Here is an 18,861-nt window from a genome sequence, read left to right on the forward strand (position 1 = left end):
CGCTCCCAGGCGGGAGCGCACCTGGATCCGGACGGGGCAAGTCAATCACATCGGCGGACCGCCCCGCCTCCGACCTGCGGAATCGGCGTCGTCGCGCGCCTGGCGGGCCGGGCGCGGGCCGCCAGGCCGACCCACCGGTGCCCGGGGTGTGGGACGATGCGCCCTGTGAGCACCCACCACCGCCAGCCCGGCCCCTCCCGATCCGCCGCCTCACCCGCGCCCGCAGGCGCCGGGCAGATGAGCGGCCCGCTCGGGGGCGCGCGGGGCCGGGATGCTCAGGCGGATACGGCGCCTGAGGAGGGGCTGGCCTCGCCGTTGGACGAGATGCCCGCCGAGCCGGTCCCCGTCGAGCTGGGGCTGGTGGAGCCGGGCTGGACCCGCCTGGCCTTCGCCGGCCTGGTGCCGGTGCTCCTGGCGGTGAGCGCCTCCCTGCCCGCCTGGGCGCGCCTGGCCCTGGTGGCCCTGCTCATCCCGGCGGCGGCCCAGGGCTGGCCCGCCCTGCTGCGGGCCCACCACGACCGGGGCGCCGCGATCGTCATGACCCTGACCGGCTGGGCGGCCACGGTCGTGGTCTTCCTCCTGCACGACCTGGGGGCCGCGGGTGTGGTGATGGCGCTGTCGGTCCTGGGGGCCTTCATCGCCCAGATGATGCGCCGCGACGGGCGCCGGGGGCTGGTGGAGGACCTGTCCTCCACGGTCAGCGGCTGCCTGGTGGTGGTCTCGGGGGCGGCCTGGTGCGCCCTGGAGTCGGGCCTGGCCGACCCCGCGGTCATCGTGCCCACCTGCCTGGCGCTGTTCATCGGCGCCCTGCTCTCGGTCCTGGAGGTGCGGGCCACCGTCCTGGAGATCCTCACCGTCACGGTGCCCACCCTCGTCTCGGGCATCGCCGGGGGCGTACTGGCCTCGGCGGGGTTCTTCGGCATCGCGCACATGGGCGTGACCGCGGGCCTGCAGAGCGCCGCGGCCTGCCTCATCGTGGGCTTCGTGGCGGGCGTGCTCATGGCCGCCGGCAACCGGGTCCTGTGGACCCACCGGTGGGTGCCGGGCGGCCGGGCGGCGGTGACCTCCGCCGTCGTGCCGATCCTGGCCGTGGGCATCCCGGTCTACGCCATCGCGCGCCTCATGGGCAGCTTCATCGCCGGCTGATTCATCACCGGCTGAGCGAGGCCCCTGCCGCCGGGGGCGCCCCATCTCCTAGGCTGCCCCCATGGCTTTCACCCTCCCGGACGACATCGCCCCCGAGCTCTACCCCCTGTCCTGGCTCATCGGGACCTGGCGCGGCTACGGCATCCTCACCTATGGGGAGACGATCCCCGAGCAGGCCGTCTACCAGGAGATGGTCTTCGACCACGACGGCGGCCCCTACCTGCGCCAGCTCACCACGATCTGGACGGTGGATGCCACCCGCAGCCAGGACCTCGACTTCGAGATGCCGGGCCTGGAGGGGGCCGCCCTGCTGGCTCCCGCCCGCATCTGGTCCACCGAGACCACCTACTGGCGCCCGGTGGGCCAGGAGCAGCCCGACGATGACGACGCCGACACCCGCACCCCGATCACCAGCCTGGAGCTGGTCTCCGCCGATCCCGCCGGGCATGTGGCCGTCTGGGAGGGCTGGATCCAGGGACCGCGCGCCCAGGTGGGGAGCCAGGCCGTGGGGCGCACCCGCACCTCCGCCGCGCTCACCGAGATGACCCGCATGCTCGGGCTGGTGGGCGGGGACCTCATGTGGACCCAGGACATGGCGGCCTTCGGCGTGGAGACGCCCACCACCTACGCCTCGGGGCGCCTGGGGCGCGTGGAGGACCCCGAGGACCCCGCCAACCAGCCGGGCGCCGCACTGGCCGCCGGTGCGGCGGATGAGGAGGGCGGAGCCGGCCGGGAGGACTCGCAGGCGGGCCCGGAGGCTGGGCAGGGCTGAGGCCTCCGGCCCCGGTCCGCAGTTCTCCCCTTCAGGACGCAGATCCACCCCCGGTGCCCCGGGAGAGCTGCGTCCTGAAGGGGAGAACTGCAGATCCCATCGACTCGTATCCAACCGCAGACCCGCATGGAGGTCAGGCCCTATGCCGCCACTGCCCCTGATGAACCGGCCCGGCGCCGTCGCCAATCCCGAGGCCGATCCCGACGCCGCCGTCCCTGCCCACTTCGGCGACCCCCTGCGCGAGCAGGCCGCCCTGGGGGAGGGCCTGGCGCTCAGCCCCCTGGCCCGCGACGTGGTGGCCGTGTCCGGCCCGGACCGGCTGAGCTGGCTGACCACCCTGTCCAGTCAGGTGCTCACTGGACTGGAGCCCGGCGACGGCGGCACCGAGACCCTGCTGCTGGACGCCAACGGCCGCATCAGCCACGCCCTGGCGGCCATCGACGACGGTGAGCGGCTCTTCCTGGTCACCCAGGCCGGGCGGGGCGCGGCGCTGGTGGAGTTCTTGGAGCGCATGCGCTTCATGCTGCGCGTGGAGGTCGGTGAGCGCCCCGACCTCGTGGCCCTGGGGGCCATGGGCCAGGGGCTGGCAGCGCTGGAGGAGGCCTGCGGCCTGGCGGGGCCGGCTGATGCTGCTGGTCCTGCGAATCCTGAGGGGGTGGCCGCCGAGGCGGGCGCCGAGAAGGCGGCTGCTGACGGGCCTGCGGCCGGTGGGCCCGCGGCCGAGGGCGGGGGCCTGTGGCGCGACCCGTGGCCCGGCGTTGTGGAGGGCGGCACCAGCTACGACGTCGGGCTGGAGGACTGGACGCACCCGGGCCGGGACTACCGGGCGGGACTGGTCCTGGTCGGGTCCGCGCAGGCGGGGCGCGTCATCGAGGCCTTCGAGCGGATCGTTGGGCCCACCCCGGTGGGGCCGCTGGCGGGTTCCCTGGCCTGGGAGGCGTTGCGCGTGGAGGCGGGGCGGCCCCGGTGGGCGCGTGAGGCCGACGCCCGGGCGATCCCCCATGAGCTGGACTGGCTGCGCACGGCCGTGCAGCTGGACAAGGGCTGCTACCCGGGCCAGGAGACGGTGGCCCGCACCCTCAACCTGGGCCGGCCCCCCAGGCGCCTGACCATCCTGCAGCTCGACGGCCTGGGCGGGGACCTGCCCGCGCCGGGGGCGGTGGTGCGCCTGGGGGAGCGGGCCGTGGGGGCGGTGACCTCCGTGGTGCGTCACCATGAGCTGGGGCCCATGGCCCTGGCCCTGCTGCGGCGGGCGGTGCCGGTGGGCGAGCAGCTGACCGTGGCCCTGACCGAGGAGGAGGACGGCCGGCTCGTGGAGGTGGGTCGCGTGGATGCCGCCCAGGAGCTGCTGGTCTCCCCCGAGGGGCGGGCCCAGGCGAGTCCTGCGCAGCGCCCGGGGGAGGGCCTGCGCAAGGGCCTCCTGCGCTGAGCCCTCCGGGGCTGCACATCTTCGGCCGGGCTCGGGGCCAGTCACTGGAGGAGGACCGCGGCATTCCAGGGCTCGACCGGTCGGTGGATTGTTGAAGATGTGCAGCGAGGGAGGCGCTGCACATCTTCGGCGGCGCGCGAGCTGGATTCTGCGGGGAGGCTCGCGGGATTCCGCCGTTCGAGGGCGTGAGCGGCGGTTGAAGATGTGCAGGGGCGGGGCTGTTCTCGCTGGGCGTGGGCCTTGGGGTTGGGCGGCCTCACCGGTAGCCTGGGCGGGTGAGCGTTTTGTACACCATTGCCGTTGTCCTGCAGGAGGCCGTGGTCTGGGCCTGGCGCCTGGCCCAGGTGGCTGGGCTGGTCATGGGCGTGTGGGCACTGATCGACTCGGCCCTGCGGTCGCCGTCGCACTATGTTGCGGCGGGGAAGCGCACGAAGGGCTTCTGGCTGGGGGTCAATGCTGCGGGCCTGGGCGTGGTGGCGCTGATGGGGGCGGCCTCGATGCTGGGGCTGCTGGGTGTGGTGGCCAATGCGGTCTACTTGGCTGATGTGCGCCCGGCCCTGCGGTACTACGCGCCGGTGCGGGTGCGCTCCTCGATCCGGATCCCGGGGCGGGCCTCTCAGCGGCGGCCGGGCGGGCCGGGCTCGGGCCCGCGCGACTGGCGGCCGGGGCGCTGATGCGCGCGGTTCTCCAGCGGGTGAGCCGCGCGGCAGTGCGCGTTGAGGGTGAGGTGGTCGGGGAGATCACCCGGCCCGGGCTCCTGGCGCTGGTGGGGGCCACGCATGACGACGGCGAGGCGCAGGTGGCGACTATTGCGCGCAAGATCGCGGAGTTGCGGCTCTTCGAGGGCGAGGATGGCGCGGCGGGCTCGGAGCGCTCGGTCAGTGACCTGGGGGCGCCGGTGCTGGTGGTCTCCCAGTTCACGCTCTATGCGGATGTGCGCAAGGGCCGGCGGCCCTCGTGGAACAGGGCGGCCCCGGGGCCGGTGGCCGAGCCCCTGGTGGAGTCGGTGGTGGCGCAGTTGCGGGGCCGCGGCCTGGAGGTGGCCACGGGGAGCTTCGGCGCCCACATGAGCATCGACATGGAGGCCGACGGGCCGGTGACGATTCTGGTGGAGGCGGAGTGACACCGGTTGGATCTGCCGGTGCGGAGGCCGACGGCGGATGATGATGGCCGACGGGCCGGTGACGATTCTGGTGGAGGCGGAGTGACACCGGTTGGATCTGCCGGTGCGGAGGCCGACGGCGAATGACCGTGGCCGACGGCCCGACCCCATGTGGCCCGGCCGTGGGCGGTATGGGGCGCCTCGAGCTCAGTCCTCCTCGTTCCCCGCGACGGCCTCCAGGTTCTCGGTGTGGGGACTGCCGTCGTCGGCGGCGCTCAGCCAGAGCACGGGGATGGGCCGCCTCCTCTGATCATCGGAGTCGTCGGGGGAGGTATCCGTCCTGGTGACCAGCAGTCCGGGTCCCGTGGGCAGTCGGCGTGCCTCGACCTCCATGGCGGTGGTGGACACCGCTGCTCCGGTGTCGACATCCACGACCTCGCGGGCCAGGTCTGTCCAGTACGTGTCGATCTCCTCGAACTCCGACAATGTGGCGGGCACCTCTCGGACCGCCAGGTCGGCGGCCTCGATGGCCTCGGTGTACCGCTCGACCCAGCCGCCGGGGTAGACCTTGATGGCACTGTCGATCGTCCCCAGGCTCTGGCCGCCCAGGCTCATCCTCGTCACGGTTGTCACCTGGCACCCCAGGCCGCAGTTCGTCTCATCGTGCCTTGCCTGGAAGAGAAAGTCGGCGAGCAGGAGGGAATCCTGGCCTGCTCCGACGAGCCACTTGTCGGAGGGGATGGTTGTGGCCTCAGCGCTGTCACCATCCAGTGGGAAGACGGAGATCGTTCCCTTGCCACGTCCCCCGGGGAAGAAGTCCTGGGCGGTCTGGACGGCCAGGGCGCCGTTGGTCAGGGCCTGGCCCAGGACTAGCCCCGTGACCTCCTCCACGCGCACGATCCTCCCGGTCGCCGCCTCCAGAACCGCGATGCGCGTGCGCTGCTGCGGGATCCTCGCAGCTGCTGAGGCGGTGGTGTCCTCCTCCCCGGGAACCCATGGGCGCAGCAGGAGGGACAGGTGCCTCCCATCCGGGCTGACGACGCCAGTGCCGGAGGCGGCGGGCTTGCGCAGCTCGGGAACTGCGCGCTGTGGGGCCGTCCAGTCATGGTGGTCCTCAGGCGCCTTGGCCTCTTCGAGTGTCAGCGCCCATTGCATGCGTCCGGTGTCGTGGTCGCGGCAGATGATCGTCAGTGTTGGGACGGTCGTCTCCTCGTCGTCGGAGGGTGTGCTGCTGGCAGTGCTGCCGCCGGCCCCACCGCTCCCGGCGCCGTCGCCCCCGCTCTGCCGGCCGGTCTGCCTGGAGGTGTCCAGGACCCAGACCCCGCCGCTATCCGTGGCCAGGACGCGATTGCCGGAGCCGAGGTAGGAGGGGCTGGTCTCCTCAAGCCTGCTGACCTCCTCGGCGTCCAGGCCTCTGGTGGTGATCGCCTGCGCCGGGTTCTCGACGTCGGCCCCCACCTCCGTGCTGGCGCTGCAGGCGGAGATGACCAGGGGGAGGAGCGCGGCGACGGTGATGAGGCGGGACAGGCGGTCGCGCAGGCTCGGCCGGCCCCGCGGAGCCACCTGGTGGTGCCGGTGCGCGCTGGCAGGGCCCATTACTGCTCTCCTCCCGTGAGGCCCACGAGCCGGTAGGTTCGTGGTGCTGCTTCGCCGGCGTAGGAGCCCTGGTCGATCGTGGGGGCGGTGTCCAGGGCGATGATCGTGGCCCCCGGTGCGCTCAGGGCGCGAAGTCCGGGATCCTCGCCGATGAGTCTCTGGAGCTGATTGGCGCCCTTGCTGCGGAAGGCCAGATTCGTGGGGGACAGGTAGGTGCCACCCTGCGTTAGGGGGATCGTGGCCTGGGCAGTGCCGCTCTGGGATTCCAGGATGATCTGTCCCGAGAGGGATCCCTCATCGTTGCTGAGGACGACGCCGAGGCGGGCGCTGCCCAGACCGGTGTCCTCCGAGGCGGCGACGGCGGTGCGCCGGGAGGGGTCGAAGATGGTCTGCGCCCGCGGCAGTCGGGGGTCCTGCATGATGATGTCCTCGTTCGTGACGTCGTCGTAGAGGGGGTAGGTCACCAGAGTGCCCGAGGCCTTGGAGGCCACGGAGTTGAGGCCCGCCGTCGCACCCAGGGGGACGGCCCGGGTATCGGCCTGGTCCTGTACCCCGGCCAGGGCATCGAGGCTGACCGCCTGGGCCTCCCTCCTCGCAGAGGCGCTCGTCTCGCCGGAGGCCCGGCCCGTGTCCTGCGCCGTCCACCCGCCGACCACCGTGATGCCCGCCCTGAAGGGATCGACGAGAATACCGTGGGCCCGGCTCACAGCGGTGGGGTCGGTGTCCGGAACGAGGGAGAGGCCGGCGCGCTCCTCCCACTGCTCACCTCCCTCCTCGGTTCCCTCGTTGTCATCCTCATCGCAGTCCAGGATGAAGGAGGCGTGACCGGCGGGCCCGTGGTAGCCGCAGTCGTGGTCATCCTTCGACGTGCCGGACTCCGGATCCAGGCGCCAGCGCTGGGAGCCGTCGGCCAAGGACAGGGCGGTGCCGTCGTCGAGGATGGCGGAGTCGGACAGCTGCAGCGGCGCCCCCACGCCGGTGGTGCTGACGCGCTCCAGGACGGTGCGGCCTGTGATCGCGTCCAGGACGACGGTCACGGAGATGGCGCTGTTGCGGCGAGCGCCGATGTCCACACCTCTGGGGCCGTCAATGCGGACGGCCAGGTGGCGCCCGTCCGGGCTGACTACGGGTTCGCCGTAGTGGGCCGGGCGCTGATAGGACCACAGGGTGGTGCCGTCGGCGGGGTTGATGGTGGTGATACCGCCGGTGGTGAGGATGGCCAGGCCGGCGGCGGTCGTGGTGATGTCGACGACGTCGGGAATCTCCTGATCCCAGGCGATCCGGGTGCCGATCGTCGCCGGGCGCTCAGGCAGTGGGCTGGGCGGCGTGGCGGACAGCTCGGTGGTCGGACGGGCCCACAGGTGGGGCAGTACGGCCGCAGCCGTGATGGCCAGGATCACTGCCAGTGCTGTGGCGGCCATGCTCAGGCGCGTCCGTGCGGCCAGGCGGAGGGTGGTGTAGTGCGTGGGCTTGCGGTTCCCGGGCCTGCTGCTCTCCCCCGGCTCGATGCGACGGCGCAACCGCCCCAACTTGGAAAGGTCGTTGTGGTCATGACTCCACTGCGGGTTGGCAGTGCGCAGATGATGCAGCAGCAGGTCGGTGACGAGCACGGAGGCCAGGGCCATGGCTGCCGCGGCGTGGACGAGCCGTAGCGGGATGGAGACGCTGGTCTCCTGGTAGTCCGCCCACCAGCGCAGGAGTTGGAGGAGGACGACGCCTGTGGCGCACAGCAGGATGATGAGACTGGCGCCGATGGCGGCTCGGCGCCTGAGCTCCCGGCCCAGGGTCGCGACGATCCAGGTGAAGAGCCCGATGATCGCGCACCACAGGAGTGGGCTGAACAGCAACGGGCGGTCCAGCGGATCCCTGAGCCACGTGTCCTTGCTCGTCATGTAGTAGATCGTCACGCCCGCTTGCTGCAGGACGGCGATGAGGAGGCCGACCCTCAGGGCTCGCAGCATCAGGGCTCCGCGCGGCGGGACGGGCCCGCCTTCCGGAGGTGGCGGCACGCCGTCGTCGGCGCGGGAGGCGTGGGACGGGGCCGAGTCGCGGGTGGCGGCACGGGGGGAGGGCGACATGGTCACATTGTTGTGACCAGGGTGTGATCCTGTCGAGGCGGGGAGGATGGGGCGGGGCATGGATCCGCCCTGGCCGTGGGTCCAGTGGCCTGCCCGGTCAGGGCATCGAGCGGCTCAGGAGTCGCCGGCGCCTGCCAGGGCGATGATGTGCACGGTGCGTGGGGCGGGGGAATCAGTGATGGATTCCTGCGCCGCGTCCGCGTCGGTGTCCAGGATGAGGATGGTGGCGCCGGGAGTGCTCACCGCCGTCAGCGCCGTGGAGAGCGCAGCCGCACCGAGAGTGGTCGGCCCGGCGCTGCGGGAGGTGGAGGAGGTCGGACCCTCCTCCAGGGGGATGGTGGCTGTGGTGGTTCCATCGCCTGCCTGCAGGTGGATCGCCGCTGAGCCTGCCTGCTCATCCCCGGGCACGATGCCCATCAGGGCCCCGGCCAGGCCGGCGTCCTGAGCGATCGGCGTCACACTCTGCCGGGCGGGGTCGACAACCGCCAGCGCCTGGGAGCCGAGCTGGTCGGGCTCCACATGGGCCTCGTCCTCCTCGGGATCGTAGAGCGGTTGGGTGACGAGCATGCCTGAGGCGGTGGAGGCCGCATGGTTGAGACCACTCGTCCTGCCCAGGGCGGTGGTCCGGCGGTCGGCGCCCGCGATGCCGGCCAGGGAGTCAAGACTGACGGCGTCGGCCTCGCGAGCCTCGGCACTGGTCGTGGGCGTCGTCTCCACGCTCTGGCCGGTCCACCCCTCGACCACCGTGATCTCACCGGAGAGGGTGTCCACCAGAACCCCCGATGCCTCGGTGACGGCGGTCGGGTCGGAGTCGGCGACAAGCGTGAGGGTGGCGTGCGCCCACCGCTGGGATCCCTTGGTGGTTGAGCTCCGCGGGACGACGCAGTCGAGGATGAAGGAGGCGTGACCCGCCGGTCCGGAGTAGGGGCATCCGCCGACCAGTGTCGGATCCGGGCTCTCGGAGCCATGGTCCTCGAGGCGCCAGAGCTCAGAGCCATCGTCCAGGGAGAGGGCGGTCCTGCCGTCCAGGACTGCGGAGTCGGTGAGCTGGAGCATCCCTCCGGCGCTGTAGCGCTCCAGGACGACCTTGCCGGTGCGCGTCTCCAGGACGAGGGTGAGAGGAAGGGGGTCGCTGAGAGGAGAGGCATCATTGGCCCGTTCCAGGATGCGGGGGCCCTGGATCCTGACAGCGAGGTGCTCCCCGTCCGGGCTGACGACGGGCGTGCTGTAGTCCGCCGCACGCTGGTAGATCCACAGGGGCGCCCCATCGGCGGGGCTCAGCGCCGTGATCCCCTCATTGCTGATGACGAGCGGTCCCCTCTTGCCGGCGACCACCGGGAGCCCCTCGGTCACCTCCGTGACCCCGGTGACCTCTGTGCGCCAGGCGACCTCAGTGCCGATGGAGGCCGGCCGGGCGGGCGCGTCACCGGCGGAGAGCCGGGTGGCCTCGGGGAAGGTGCGGGTGGCCGGCCGGCTCACCGCGTGGGGGGTGGCGGTGAGCACCAGGCAGATGAGGGCCGGCAGGCACGCGACGACGGCCAGGCGCGCCCTCGCGGGCTGCGGGCGGTGCCGGCGGAGTCCGGCGCTGGAGGCGCGGCTCGCATGGACGCCGGGGCCGAACCACCGTGCCGGATCCGGGCCGCCGGGAGGGCCTCCCCGATCGCCGGTGCGCAGGAAGCGCAGGCGGAGGTCGATGATGAGCATGGCGGCTATCGCCGGCGCAGCGGTGGCCCCGCACAGAAGGCGCAGGATCGAGACGCCCGACTCCTGGTAGGCGCCCCACCACAGGGACAGCATGCGGGCGGCGACCCCGGCCGCCGAGGCGGCGATGACCACGGAGGCCAGGACCACCGCGCTGCGGTTGAGGCTGCGGATGCCGGCAGCCACCATCCACGCCACAGCTCCTAGTAGGGGGAGGATGACCGGGGAGACCAGGTGCCCGCTGGGGCTGCCGGCGCCGCCCCTGTCGTCCTCGAGCAGGGTGCTGGAGGCGACGGCCAGGTACGCCGCGGTGAGCATGAGCAGGACGACAGCGGCCATCGTCCCGGCCCGCAGTGCGCGCAGGACGGTGATGCTGGGGGGCCGTGCACCGGGGCCCTGGGCCGCGCCCCTGTCGGGGCCGACCGACGCCATGGTCTCGTCGGCGGAACTGCCGGCGTTGTCGACCGCTCCGTGCGGGGCCTGATCGAGAGACGGCATGGGGGTATTGTCGTAATAAACACGTGACCGTGTCGAGGTCCGGCATGTCCACCGATCGGCGGACACCACTGTGAACCGGCTGACGGCTACCGCCCGGGCGCCCCAGTTCCAACACTGGAACCATGATCACCACCGCCCCAGTCCCCGCCCTCGCCGCAGCCGCCACCACAACCGCCCCCGCAGCTCCCACCGCACGCCCGGCCCCAGCCCTCACCGCCCCGGCCATCGAGATCCGCTCCCTGGCCAAGGCCTACGGTGCCAAGCAGGTCCTCGACGGCCTCGACCTCACCGTCCCTGCCGGCAGCGTCCTGGCCCTCCTGGGCCCCAACGGCGCCGGCAAGACCACCACCGTGGAGATCCTCCAGGGCCTGCGCCGCCCCGACTCCGGCACCATCACGGTCCTGGGCCAGGACCCCCGCCACGCCCCCCGCTCCTGGCGCGCCCGCCTGGGCATCGTCTCCCAGGCCTCCACCGACCTGGCCGACCTCACCGTCACCGAGGCCGTCACCCACATCTCCCGCTTCTACGCCGACCCCCAGGACGTGGCCACCGTCATCGAGCGCGTCGGGCTGGCCGACGACGCCCGCACCCGCGCCTCACGCCTCTCCGGCGGCAGGCGCCGTCGCCTCGACGTGGCCCTGGCCATCATCGGACGCCCCGAGCTGCTGTTCCTCGACGAGCCCACCACCGGCTTCGACCCCCAGGCCCGGCGCGACTTCTGGGGGCTCGTGGAGGACCTGCGCGACGGCGGCACCACCGTGCTCCTGACCACCCACTACCTCGACGAGGCCGCCCACCTTGCCGACGAGGTCGCCATCATCCTGGGCGGGCGCGTCGTCACCCACGGCAGCCCCGACCAGCTCGCCCGCCAGGCCGGCACCGAGCGCACCGTGCGCTGGATCGACAACGGCCGGACCCACGAGGTCAGTACCACCGCCCCCACCGCCGTCGTGCGAGACCTGCTCGCCCGACTGGCCGACGACGACGGGGAGATCGAGGGCCTGGAGGTCATCACCCCCACCCTGGAGGACCACTACCTGGCGCTCATCGCCGAGCATGCCAGTCGCCCCGACCGATCCTGACCGCCCCTGACCGGTCCCAGCCCACCGCACCAGCCGCCACGAAGGAGACCCGCCATGACCGCCACCGCCCCCATCTCAGCCCCCGCCTCAGCCACCACCCCCGTTGCCGATCCGGGCGCCGTCACCGCCGCCAGCGCCACCGTCGCAGCCGCCGTCGCCCACCTCATGCCCCACCCCGAGCGCCCGCGCCCGTCCAGCCCCCTGGCCGCCGTCGTCACCCTGACCCGCACCAGCCTGCTCACCTTCATCCGCGAGCCCATCAGCCTGGCCATGCAGTTCTTCTACCCGCTGTTCATGCTGGGCATCTTCAGCGCCGTCTTCCCCGACGACATCGCCCCCGGCGTGTCCTACGCCGAATACCTCCTGCCGGCCATGATCACCACCGGCATCCTGACCACCTGCCTGCAGCACCTCACGGTCATCGTGGCCACCGAGCGCGAGAACGGCGCCCTCAGGCGCCTGGCCGGCCTGCCGGCCCCCGCCTGGGTGGATGTGGCCTCCAAGTGCGCCTCCAACACGATCCTGGCCCTGGCCAACAGCGCCATGCTCCTGCTCGCGGCCCGCTACGCCCTGGGCATCGAGCTGCCCACGACCGCCCGGTCCTGGGTCCTGCTGGGGGCCACCGGCCTGCTCATGATCGCCGCCTGCACCGCCCTGGGGCTGGCCATCGGCCGGCTGAGCCCCACCGCCCGCTCCGCCGCCGGCCTCATCACCCCGCTGGTCATCATGCTCCAGTTCGTCTCCGGCATCTTCTTCCCCCTGTCCCAGCTGCCCGACTGGATGGTGAGCACCTTCTCGGTGCTTCCCGCGCGCTGGTCCGCCCAGCTCATGCGCGAGGCGCTCCTGCCCTCCACCTTCGCCGCGGCCGAGCCGACAGGCGCCTGGGAGACCGCCCGGGGGCTGGTGATCGTGGGCGCCTGGCTGGTGGCCGGGATCATCGCCGCCATCGTCATCATCCGCCGCGATACCGTGGACCGGTGAGCCCCATGGAGCCGGCCGGCCCGACGACGCCCCGGACCCCCGCCACCGGCAGGGTCCGGGGCGGGCTTCGCCCCGGACCGGGGCAGCCCCCGGCAGCGGTGCCCGCCCCGAGGATCCGCGCCCTCCTGGACCGCCTGGGCCTGCCGCGGTGGGCCTGGCGCCTCCTGGCCTGGGGGCTCACGGCTCTGACCCTGGTCCTGCTGTGGTGGCACACCGGGGCCTTCGTGCTCTTCTTCGCCGTCTACCCCCTGCTGTGGCTCGCCCACGACGCCTTCCGCCGCGGCGTGGGGGCCACCGTCCTGTTCGGCCTGGGGATCGCCGTGGTCGGCTCCGCCGCGCATGACGCCAGCTGGCTGGCCACTGCCCTCATCTCCACAGGCTTCTCCCTACTCATGGGCATGTGGGTCAGGGGTGTGCACGTGGCGCGCGCCCAGGCCGTCCAGGCCCTGGCGGACAAGCAGGAGGCCCTGGAGGCCCTCCTGGCCGCCCAGGAGGGCCTGGCCGCGGCTGAGCGCGCCGCCGGTATCGCCGCCGAGCGCGAGCGCTGGGCCAGGGAGGTCCACGACACCCTCGCCCAGGGCTTCGTCTCCGTCATCACCCTGGCCCAGGCGGCCCAGGCGGCCCAGGTGGAGGCGGCGCTCCCCGGTGACCCCGGCGCCGCGGCGTCGGAGTCGGCGCCGGGGGAGGAGAGGCGCCGCAGGGAGACGGGGGAGCGGCTGCGGCAGATCGAGGAGATCGCGCGCGAGAACCTCGCCGAGGCCCGCGCCCTGGTGGCCGGGCAGGGGCCCCGCGCCCTGCAGGACTCCGGCCTGGCTGCGGCCCTGGAACGCCTGGCCGCCGACCAGCGCCGGCACGGCCTGGAGGTCGCCCTGACCACCAGCCTGCCCGAGGACCTGCCCGTGGCCAGGCAGGTGGCGGTCCTGCGCACCGTCCAGGAGGCGCTGAGCAACATCGTGCGCCACGCCGATGCCACAACGGCACAGGTCAGCACCGGCGTTGAGGACGGCGAGATCGTCATCGCGGTGAGCGACGACGGCCGGGGTACGCGCGGGGCCCCGGAGGGCACGGGCCTGAGCGGGATGAGGGCGCGCCTGGAGTCCCTGGGCGGCACCCTGACCGTCGACCCGCTCCATGCCCCCGACGCCCAGGGCTGCACGGGAACGGTCCTGGAGGCGAGGATGGGCCTATGAGCCCAGAGCAGAGCCGCGCCGGAGCGGGCGGCGCGCACGGACAGCCCCCGCCATCGCCCGCCCCCGATCCCGTCGCGCCGCGGGACGAGTCGCAGGGCGGAGGCACGGGGGCCTCGGGTGCCGCGGTCAGGCTCCTCGTCGTCGACGACCACCCCGTGGTGCGCTCCGGGATCGTGGGCATGCTCTCGGGGCAGGAGGACCTGGTCGTCATCGGCGAGGCCGACGATGGGCAGCAGGCCGTCCGGCTCGCGGGCGAGCTGGCCCCCGACGTCGTCCTCATGGACCTGCGCATGCCGGTGCTCGACGGCGTGGAGGCCACGCGCCGGATCCTCGCCGCGCCACTCGCCCCGCGCGTGGTGGTCCTGACCACCTACGACACCGACGGCGACATCCTGCGTGCCGTGGAGGCGGGGGCCATCGGCTACCTGCTCAAGGACTCCCCGCGCGAGGACATCCTGGCCGCCGTGCGGGCCGCCGCGGCGGGCCAGAGCGCCCTGAGCCCCGCGGTGAGCACGCGCCTGGTGGGGGCGGCCCGCAGTCGGGGTGCGGCCCCTGCGGCCGGGCGCCGTGCGGGCGCGATGCGCAGCGGGCCAGTGGCCATCTCGCCGCGCGAGCGCCAGGTGCTGGCCGCGGTGGCGCGGGGCCTGTCCAACAGTCAGATCGGCCGCGAACTCTACATCACCGAGGCCACGGTCAAGACCCATCTGCTGCGGGTCTACGGCAAGCTGGGGGTGGATACGCGCACCGCCGCCGTCACCGAGGCGCTGCGCCGCGGCCTGCTCGACCTGGGCTGAGGCCGGTGGGTCGGGCTCATGCGCGAGTGCCTGGCGCCCGCCGGGGCCCGCACCGCTGAGCCCCCAGGCGCCCCCGATGCCAGCAGGGGAACGGCGATCAGGCCCGTGTGGCCGTTCCTGGGCGTCATGGCCGCCATCGTCATGGCCCGGCGCGATACTGTGGACCGGTGAGTGGTGGTGCTGTGCCGTCGGGGCCCGGGGGGCCGATGTCCCCAGCGGCCCGGGGTGCCCCGACGCCGCGGCCCCGCCGCTGGGACCGGCTCGTGGCCTTCGTGCTGCGCGACAACGGCGATCCCGGGGGCGTCCACCTCCCGCTGCGGCGCCTGGGGCTGCCGGGGTGGGTATGGCGCCTGCTCACCTGGGTGCTGGCCGTCGCGGACCTGGTGCTCCTGACGCGCACCCCCTGGGCCTACCTCGGGCTGTTCCTCCTCTTCCCCCTCATCTGGCTGGTCTACACCAGGTACTGGGCCAATGTGGCGGGCCTGGCGGTCCTGGGTGCGGGCATCGTGGCGGTCGAGCACCTCCAGGGCAATACGAGGGGCTGGGCGACAGCCCTGGTGGCGGTCCTGATCTCCCTGGTCACGGGCACCTGGGTGACCGCGGTCCATATCCGCCGCGCCGAGGCCGAGGCCCTCCTGGCCGCCAAGGCCGAGGCGCTGACCGCCCTGGCCCGGGCCCAGGAGCAGCTCGCCGCGGCCGAGCACGCGGCGGGCGCCGCCGCCGAGCGCGAGCGCTGGGCCCGGGAGGTCCACGACACCCTGGCCCAGGGCTTCGTCTCGGTGGCCACCCTGGCCCAGGCCGCGCAGGTCGAGCTGGAGGAGCCGGGTCATCAGGGGCCCAAGGCCCTCCGGGGCCGATTGGCGCAGATCGAGGAGGTCGCGCGCGACAACCTCATCGAGGCCAGATCCCTGGTCACGGGCCAGGGGCCCAGCGCCCTGAGCGAGGGCGGCCTGGGCCAGGCACTGGAGCGGCTCGTGGCCTCCCAGGAGCGTCACGGGCTGAGGATCTCGCTGAGCACCGAATTGCCCGAGGGCCTTGCCCCCGCCCTCCAGATCGTTGTCCTGCGCCTGGTGCAGGAGGCCCTGAGCAATGTCGTGCGCCACGCCCGGGCCGAGCGCGTTGACGTGGTGGTCGCCCCCGAGAACGGGACCCTGGTCGCCGTCGTCCAGGACGACGGCGTGGGGGCCCTGGGCGCCCCCGAGGGCGCCGGGCTCGGCGGCATGCGCTCGCGCGTGGCGGACATGGGGGGAGAACTATCCATCACCGCGCTGGGGGAGCCGGAGGCCAAGGGTCGTCCGGGCACCGTCATCCGGGTGAGAATGCCCTTGTGAGCAGTATCGTCGACCTCGATGCCCCCGCCCGGGGGCCCCGGCCCTCACCTCCGGGGGCGCGCCGCGTGCGGCTCCTCATCGTCGATGACCACCCGGTGGTGCGCTCGGGGCTCGTGGGGATGCTGGCCCCCGCCCCGGATATCGACGTCGTGGGCCAGGCCGTGGACGGCGCTGAGGCCATCCGGCTCACCGAGGCCCTCGATCCCGATGTCGTCCTCATGGACCTGCGCATGCCCGGCATGGGCGGGGCCGAGGCCACCCGCAGGATCACCTCGCCCAGGGGCCCGAGCCACGGCGGCATCCCCCGCGTGGTGGTGCTGACCACCTATGACACCGACGGTGACATCCTGAGCGCCATGGAGGCCGGGGCCATCGGCTACCTGCTCAAGGACTCCCCGCGCGAAACCATCCTGGCCTCGGTGCGGGCAGCCGCCGTGGGCCACGGCGTCCTGAGCCCCACCGTGACCTCGCGCCTGGCCGAGGCGGCCCGCGGGGCCGGTGGCACCGGCAGTGGGGATCGAGCCGCGGGGGCGGCCGAGGGCAGGGCCGGTGGCCCTGCCGGCGGGCGGCGCGGGGTGGGCGGGCCGGTGGGCCTCTCCCCGCGCGAGCGCCAGATCCTGGAGGCGGTGGCGCGGGGCCTGTCCAACAGTCAGATCGGCCAGGAGCTGTTCATCACCGGCTCCACGGTCAAGACCCATCTGCTGCGGGTCTACGGCAAGCTGGGGGTGGATACGCGCACCGCCGCCGTCACCGAGGCGCTGCGCCGCGGTCTGCTCGACCTGGGCTGAGACCCGGTGGTGTCCAGATCCCTGACAAAGGGGTCTGAGGAGCGTGCCGTGTCGATACGGATCCGCATGATTCCTGCTCGCCGTTCAACGGCGCGGAAGGCCCTGTGTGAGGACGATGGGCATCGAGGCCTCCGCGGGGCGCCGGGGCAGGCCCGCTCCTGGCCCCGGTGATCGGAGGGCTCAGCGATCCGGGGAGACCCCGGCCAGCTCCTCGTCATCGGCGTTGCCACCGGTGCACACGACGGCGCAGGGTCCGCCGCGCTCCAGGCGCCCCGCATCGGCCATGAGGCCCGCCAGGGCCGCCGCCCCCGCGCCCTCGGCCAGGGTGTGGGCGCGGGTGGCCATCAGCTGGACCGCCCGCTGGATGTCCTCATCCTCCACCAGCAGGAAGTCGTCCAGGCGCTCGCGCAGCACCGACTGGGTCAGGGTGAAGCCGGTGCCGACCGCCAGGCCCGCCACCCGCGTGGTGCATGGGGCGACCACCGGCTCCCCGCCGCGCCAGGAGCGGTAGGCGGCCGGGGCCGAGGCGGATTGGACCGCCACCACCCGGCACTGGGGGGCCAGGGCATCGCGCACCAGGCAGGCCCCCGCCGCCCCCGAGCCGGAGCCTGCCGGCACGTAGAGCGTGCGCAGGTCGCCGTGGCGCAGGAACAGCTCGAGGTAGACCGTGGCATGCCCCAGGACGATCGCCGGCTCATCACCGGGGGAGACCAGGCGCAGTCCACCGGTGCCCGCCAGGTGCTCGGCGTGGGCCAGGGAGTCGCACATCGTGGCGCCCTCCACCACGACCCGCGCGCCCAGGGCCCGCACCGCCTCGATCTTGCGCGCCGGGGCACTGGTGGGCATGACCACCGTCACCGGCACACCGCGGCGGGCCCCCGCCCAGGCCAGGGACTGGGCGTGGTTGCCGGTGGAGGCCGTCACCACCCCTGCGCTGCGCTCCTGGGGGCTCAGGGCCGCCATGAGCGCCACCCCGCCGCGCACCTTGAAGGCGCCGGTGGGCTGGACGTTCTCGTGCTTGACCACCACCTCCACCCCGGCGGCCTCATCGAGCAGCGGGTAGGACCAGGCCGGCGTCTCGGGCAGCAGGGCGCGCACCTCGTCGAAGGTGCTCAGCACGGCCGCGAAGTCCAGGCCTGCGGGCACCGAGCCTGGGGAGGAGGGTGCGGCGCTGGCGGCAGCGGGGGCGCCAGGGGCGATCGCTGCGGAGGTCTCAGTGGGGGTCGCAGTGGCGGTGCTGAGCATGCCCTCCATCATCCCCACCGCCGTCACATCGGTCCAATGCATGTTTTTTTAATATCCAATCAAGATTCCGCATGCATGGACGTAGTATGGCGCCATGCTCGACCTCCGCCAGCTCGAGGCACTGGTGGCGCTCTCGCGCCACGGGACCGTCTCGGCCGCCGCCCAGGCGCTGGGCTACAGCCAGCCCACCGTCTCCCATCACCTGGCCGCGCTCGCGCGCGCCACCGGCGCGGTCCTGCTGACCCGGGCCGGGCGCGGGGTGCGCCTGACCCGGGAGGGGCGGGCCTTGGCGGCCCGCGGCGAGGAGATCCTGGGGCTCATGGACCGGGCTGAGCGCGAGATCGGCGCCATGGCCCGCGCCGAGGCCGGGCGCGTGCGCCTGGCGGCCTTCCCCTCGGCGGTCGCCTCCCTCGTCCCCGGCGTCCTGGCCCTCCTGCGCGAGCGCCACCCCGGCCTGGTCGTCGAGCTCGTCGACGCCGAGCCGCCCGAGGCCCTGGAGGCCCTGAGCCGGGGCCGGGTCGATGCCGCCCTGTCCTTCTCCTACACCGAGGGCGAGGAGGATCCCCAGGGCACCCGGACCATCCCGCTCATGGACGACCCGCTCTACCTGGTCACCGGCCCTGATGGGATCGAGAGCATCGCGCAGGGCGGCCAGTGCCGGTGGGTCACCGGCTGCGCGCGCTGCCACGAGGAGCTGGCGGCCGTCGGGCGATCGGCGGGATTCGACCCGGAGGTCGCCTACGCCAGCGACGACTACGTCGCCGTCCAGGGCCTGGTGGCCGCGGGCATCGGCGCCTGCCTGCTGCCGGGCATGGCGCTGCGTGCCTACCGCCACCCCGAGGTGGTGGTGCGGCCGCTGGTCGGCGAGTGCCGCCACGTGGCCATCGTCGTGGACGCCGCCGTGCCGCGCCCTGCCGCCATCGACGCCCTGGTCGGCGCCTGCCGCGGTGCCGCCGGGGCCGTGGCCCCCGGTGATCCGCAGGGCCCGGCGCTCTGAGCCTGGCCCTGTGCCAGTCCTCTCCCGGCCGCTCCGGCCGCAGGGCCGGCGCTCTGCTGTGGATGTGGGCGTGGTGGCTGGCTGCGGCCCTGTGGCGCCCGGCCCCACGGCTGGCTGTATTCCTGAGCGGA

At 73.5% G+C, this 18,861-nt stretch carries 17 protein-coding genes; 13 read left to right on the forward strand and 4 right to left on the reverse strand.

Annotated elements, in window-relative coordinates:
* Window positions 1–165: 165 nt before the first annotated feature.
* From MANAM107_RS07550 to dtd, 5 genes are all read left to right on the forward strand, one after another.
* Entirely contained in the window at window positions 166–1,146 is a 981-nt protein-coding gene (locus MANAM107_RS07550) for a hypothetical protein (RefSeq protein ID WP_223906944.1), read from the forward strand.
* Window positions 1,147–1,207: 61 nt separating this feature from the next.
* Window positions 1,208–1,918: a heme-binding beta-barrel domain-containing protein gene (locus MANAM107_RS07555; RefSeq protein ID WP_223906947.1), complete on the forward strand. Its 711-nt coding sequence runs from the start codon at window positions 1,208–1,210 to the stop codon at window positions 1,916–1,918.
* 142 nt (window positions 1,919–2,060) lie between these two features.
* Window positions 2,061–3,347: a CAF17-like 4Fe-4S cluster assembly/insertion protein YgfZ gene (ygfZ, locus tag MANAM107_RS07560; RefSeq protein WP_223906950.1), complete on the forward strand. Its 1,287-nt coding sequence runs from the start codon at window positions 2,061–2,063 to the stop codon at window positions 3,345–3,347.
* A gap of 275 nt (window positions 3,348–3,622) precedes the next feature.
* Window positions 3,623–4,021 (forward strand): DUF2516 family protein, encoded by a 399-nt coding sequence (locus MANAM107_RS07565; protein WP_179901359.1) that lies wholly within the window; start codon window positions 3,623–3,625, stop codon window positions 4,019–4,021.
* On the forward strand, window positions 4,021–4,470 hold the full coding sequence (dtd, locus tag MANAM107_RS07570; protein ID WP_223906953.1) for a D-aminoacyl-tRNA deacylase: 450 nt from the start codon (window positions 4,021–4,023) through the stop codon (window positions 4,468–4,470). The genes MANAM107_RS07565 and dtd overlap by 1 nt, the downstream gene beginning before the upstream one ends.
* A 186-nt stretch (window positions 4,471–4,656) precedes the next feature.
* Here dtd and MANAM107_RS07575 read toward each other — a convergent pair whose 3' ends face one another.
* The 3 genes from MANAM107_RS07575 to MANAM107_RS07585 form a co-directional block, all read right to left on the reverse strand.
* The gene (locus tag MANAM107_RS07575; protein ID WP_223906955.1) at window positions 4,657–6,045 is read right to left on the reverse strand and encodes a hypothetical protein; all 1,389 of its coding nucleotides are present in this window, start codon (window positions 6,043–6,045) and stop codon (window positions 4,657–4,659) included.
* Window positions 6,045–8,123 (reverse strand): PQQ-binding-like beta-propeller repeat protein, encoded by a 2,079-nt coding sequence (locus MANAM107_RS07580; RefSeq protein WP_223906959.1) that lies wholly within the window; start codon window positions 8,121–8,123, stop codon window positions 6,045–6,047. The genes MANAM107_RS07575 and MANAM107_RS07580 overlap by 1 nt, the downstream gene beginning before the upstream one ends.
* Before the next feature lie 114 nt (window positions 8,124–8,237).
* On the reverse strand, window positions 8,238–10,322 hold the full coding sequence (locus MANAM107_RS07585) for a PQQ-binding-like beta-propeller repeat protein (RefSeq protein WP_223906961.1): 2,085 nt from the start codon (window positions 10,320–10,322) through the stop codon (window positions 8,238–8,240).
* Between the two features lie 122 nt (window positions 10,323–10,444).
* On the opposite strand from MANAM107_RS07585, the gene MANAM107_RS07590 reads away from it, so the two are divergent.
* The 7 genes from MANAM107_RS07590 (at window position 10,445) to MANAM107_RS07625 (ending at window position 16,488) form a co-directional block, all read left to right on the forward strand.
* Window positions 10,445–11,404 carry an ABC transporter ATP-binding protein gene (locus MANAM107_RS07590; RefSeq protein WP_223906964.1) on the forward strand — a complete coding sequence of 320 codons (960 nt, stop codon included), beginning with the start codon at window positions 10,445–10,447 and terminating at the stop codon, window positions 11,402–11,404.
* A gap of 54 nt (window positions 11,405–11,458) precedes the next feature.
* Entirely contained in the window at window positions 11,459–12,385 is a 927-nt protein-coding gene (locus tag MANAM107_RS07595) for an ABC transporter permease (RefSeq protein ID WP_263421885.1), read from the forward strand.
* Window positions 12,386–12,390: 5 nt separating this feature from the next.
* Window positions 12,391–13,575 (forward strand): sensor histidine kinase, encoded by a 1,185-nt coding sequence (locus MANAM107_RS13115; RefSeq protein WP_263421956.1) that lies wholly within the window; start codon window positions 12,391–12,393, stop codon window positions 13,573–13,575.
* A 155-nt stretch (window positions 13,576–13,730) separates the two neighbouring features.
* A complete protein-coding gene (locus MANAM107_RS07610) occupies window positions 13,731–14,369 on the forward strand; it encodes a response regulator (RefSeq protein ID WP_373314088.1) in 639 nt (212 codons plus the stop codon).
* A gap of 18 nt (window positions 14,370–14,387) precedes the next feature.
* A complete protein-coding gene (locus MANAM107_RS07615; RefSeq protein ID WP_223906970.1) occupies window positions 14,388–14,540 on the forward strand; it encodes a hypothetical protein in 153 nt (50 codons plus the stop codon).
* Window positions 14,541–14,575: 35 nt separating this feature from the next.
* Window positions 14,576–15,700 (forward strand): sensor histidine kinase, encoded by a 1,125-nt coding sequence (locus MANAM107_RS07620; RefSeq protein WP_223906973.1) that lies wholly within the window; start codon window positions 14,576–14,578, stop codon window positions 15,698–15,700.
* A complete protein-coding gene (locus MANAM107_RS07625; RefSeq protein WP_223906977.1) occupies window positions 15,697–16,488 on the forward strand; it encodes a response regulator in 792 nt (263 codons plus the stop codon). The genes MANAM107_RS07620 and MANAM107_RS07625 overlap by 4 nt, the downstream gene beginning before the upstream one ends.
* Before the next feature lie 180 nt (window positions 16,489–16,668).
* Here MANAM107_RS07625 and MANAM107_RS07630 read toward each other — a convergent pair whose 3' ends face one another.
* A complete protein-coding gene (locus MANAM107_RS07630; RefSeq protein ID WP_223906981.1) occupies window positions 16,669–17,775 on the reverse strand; it encodes a threonine ammonia-lyase in 1,107 nt (368 codons plus the stop codon).
* A 52-nt stretch (window positions 17,776–17,827) separates the two neighbouring features.
* Here MANAM107_RS07630 and MANAM107_RS07635 point away from each other — a divergent pair, with 52 nt between their 5' ends.
* Window positions 17,828–18,730, forward strand: a complete 903-nt coding sequence (locus MANAM107_RS07635; RefSeq protein WP_223906984.1) for a LysR family transcriptional regulator — start codon at window positions 17,828–17,830, stop codon at window positions 18,728–18,730.
* Window positions 18,731–18,861 lie beyond the last annotated feature (131 nt).

Source organism: Actinomyces capricornis, from assembly GCF_019974135.1.
Taxonomy (GTDB): domain Bacteria; phylum Actinomycetota; class Actinomycetes; order Actinomycetales; family Actinomycetaceae; genus Actinomyces; species Actinomyces capricornis.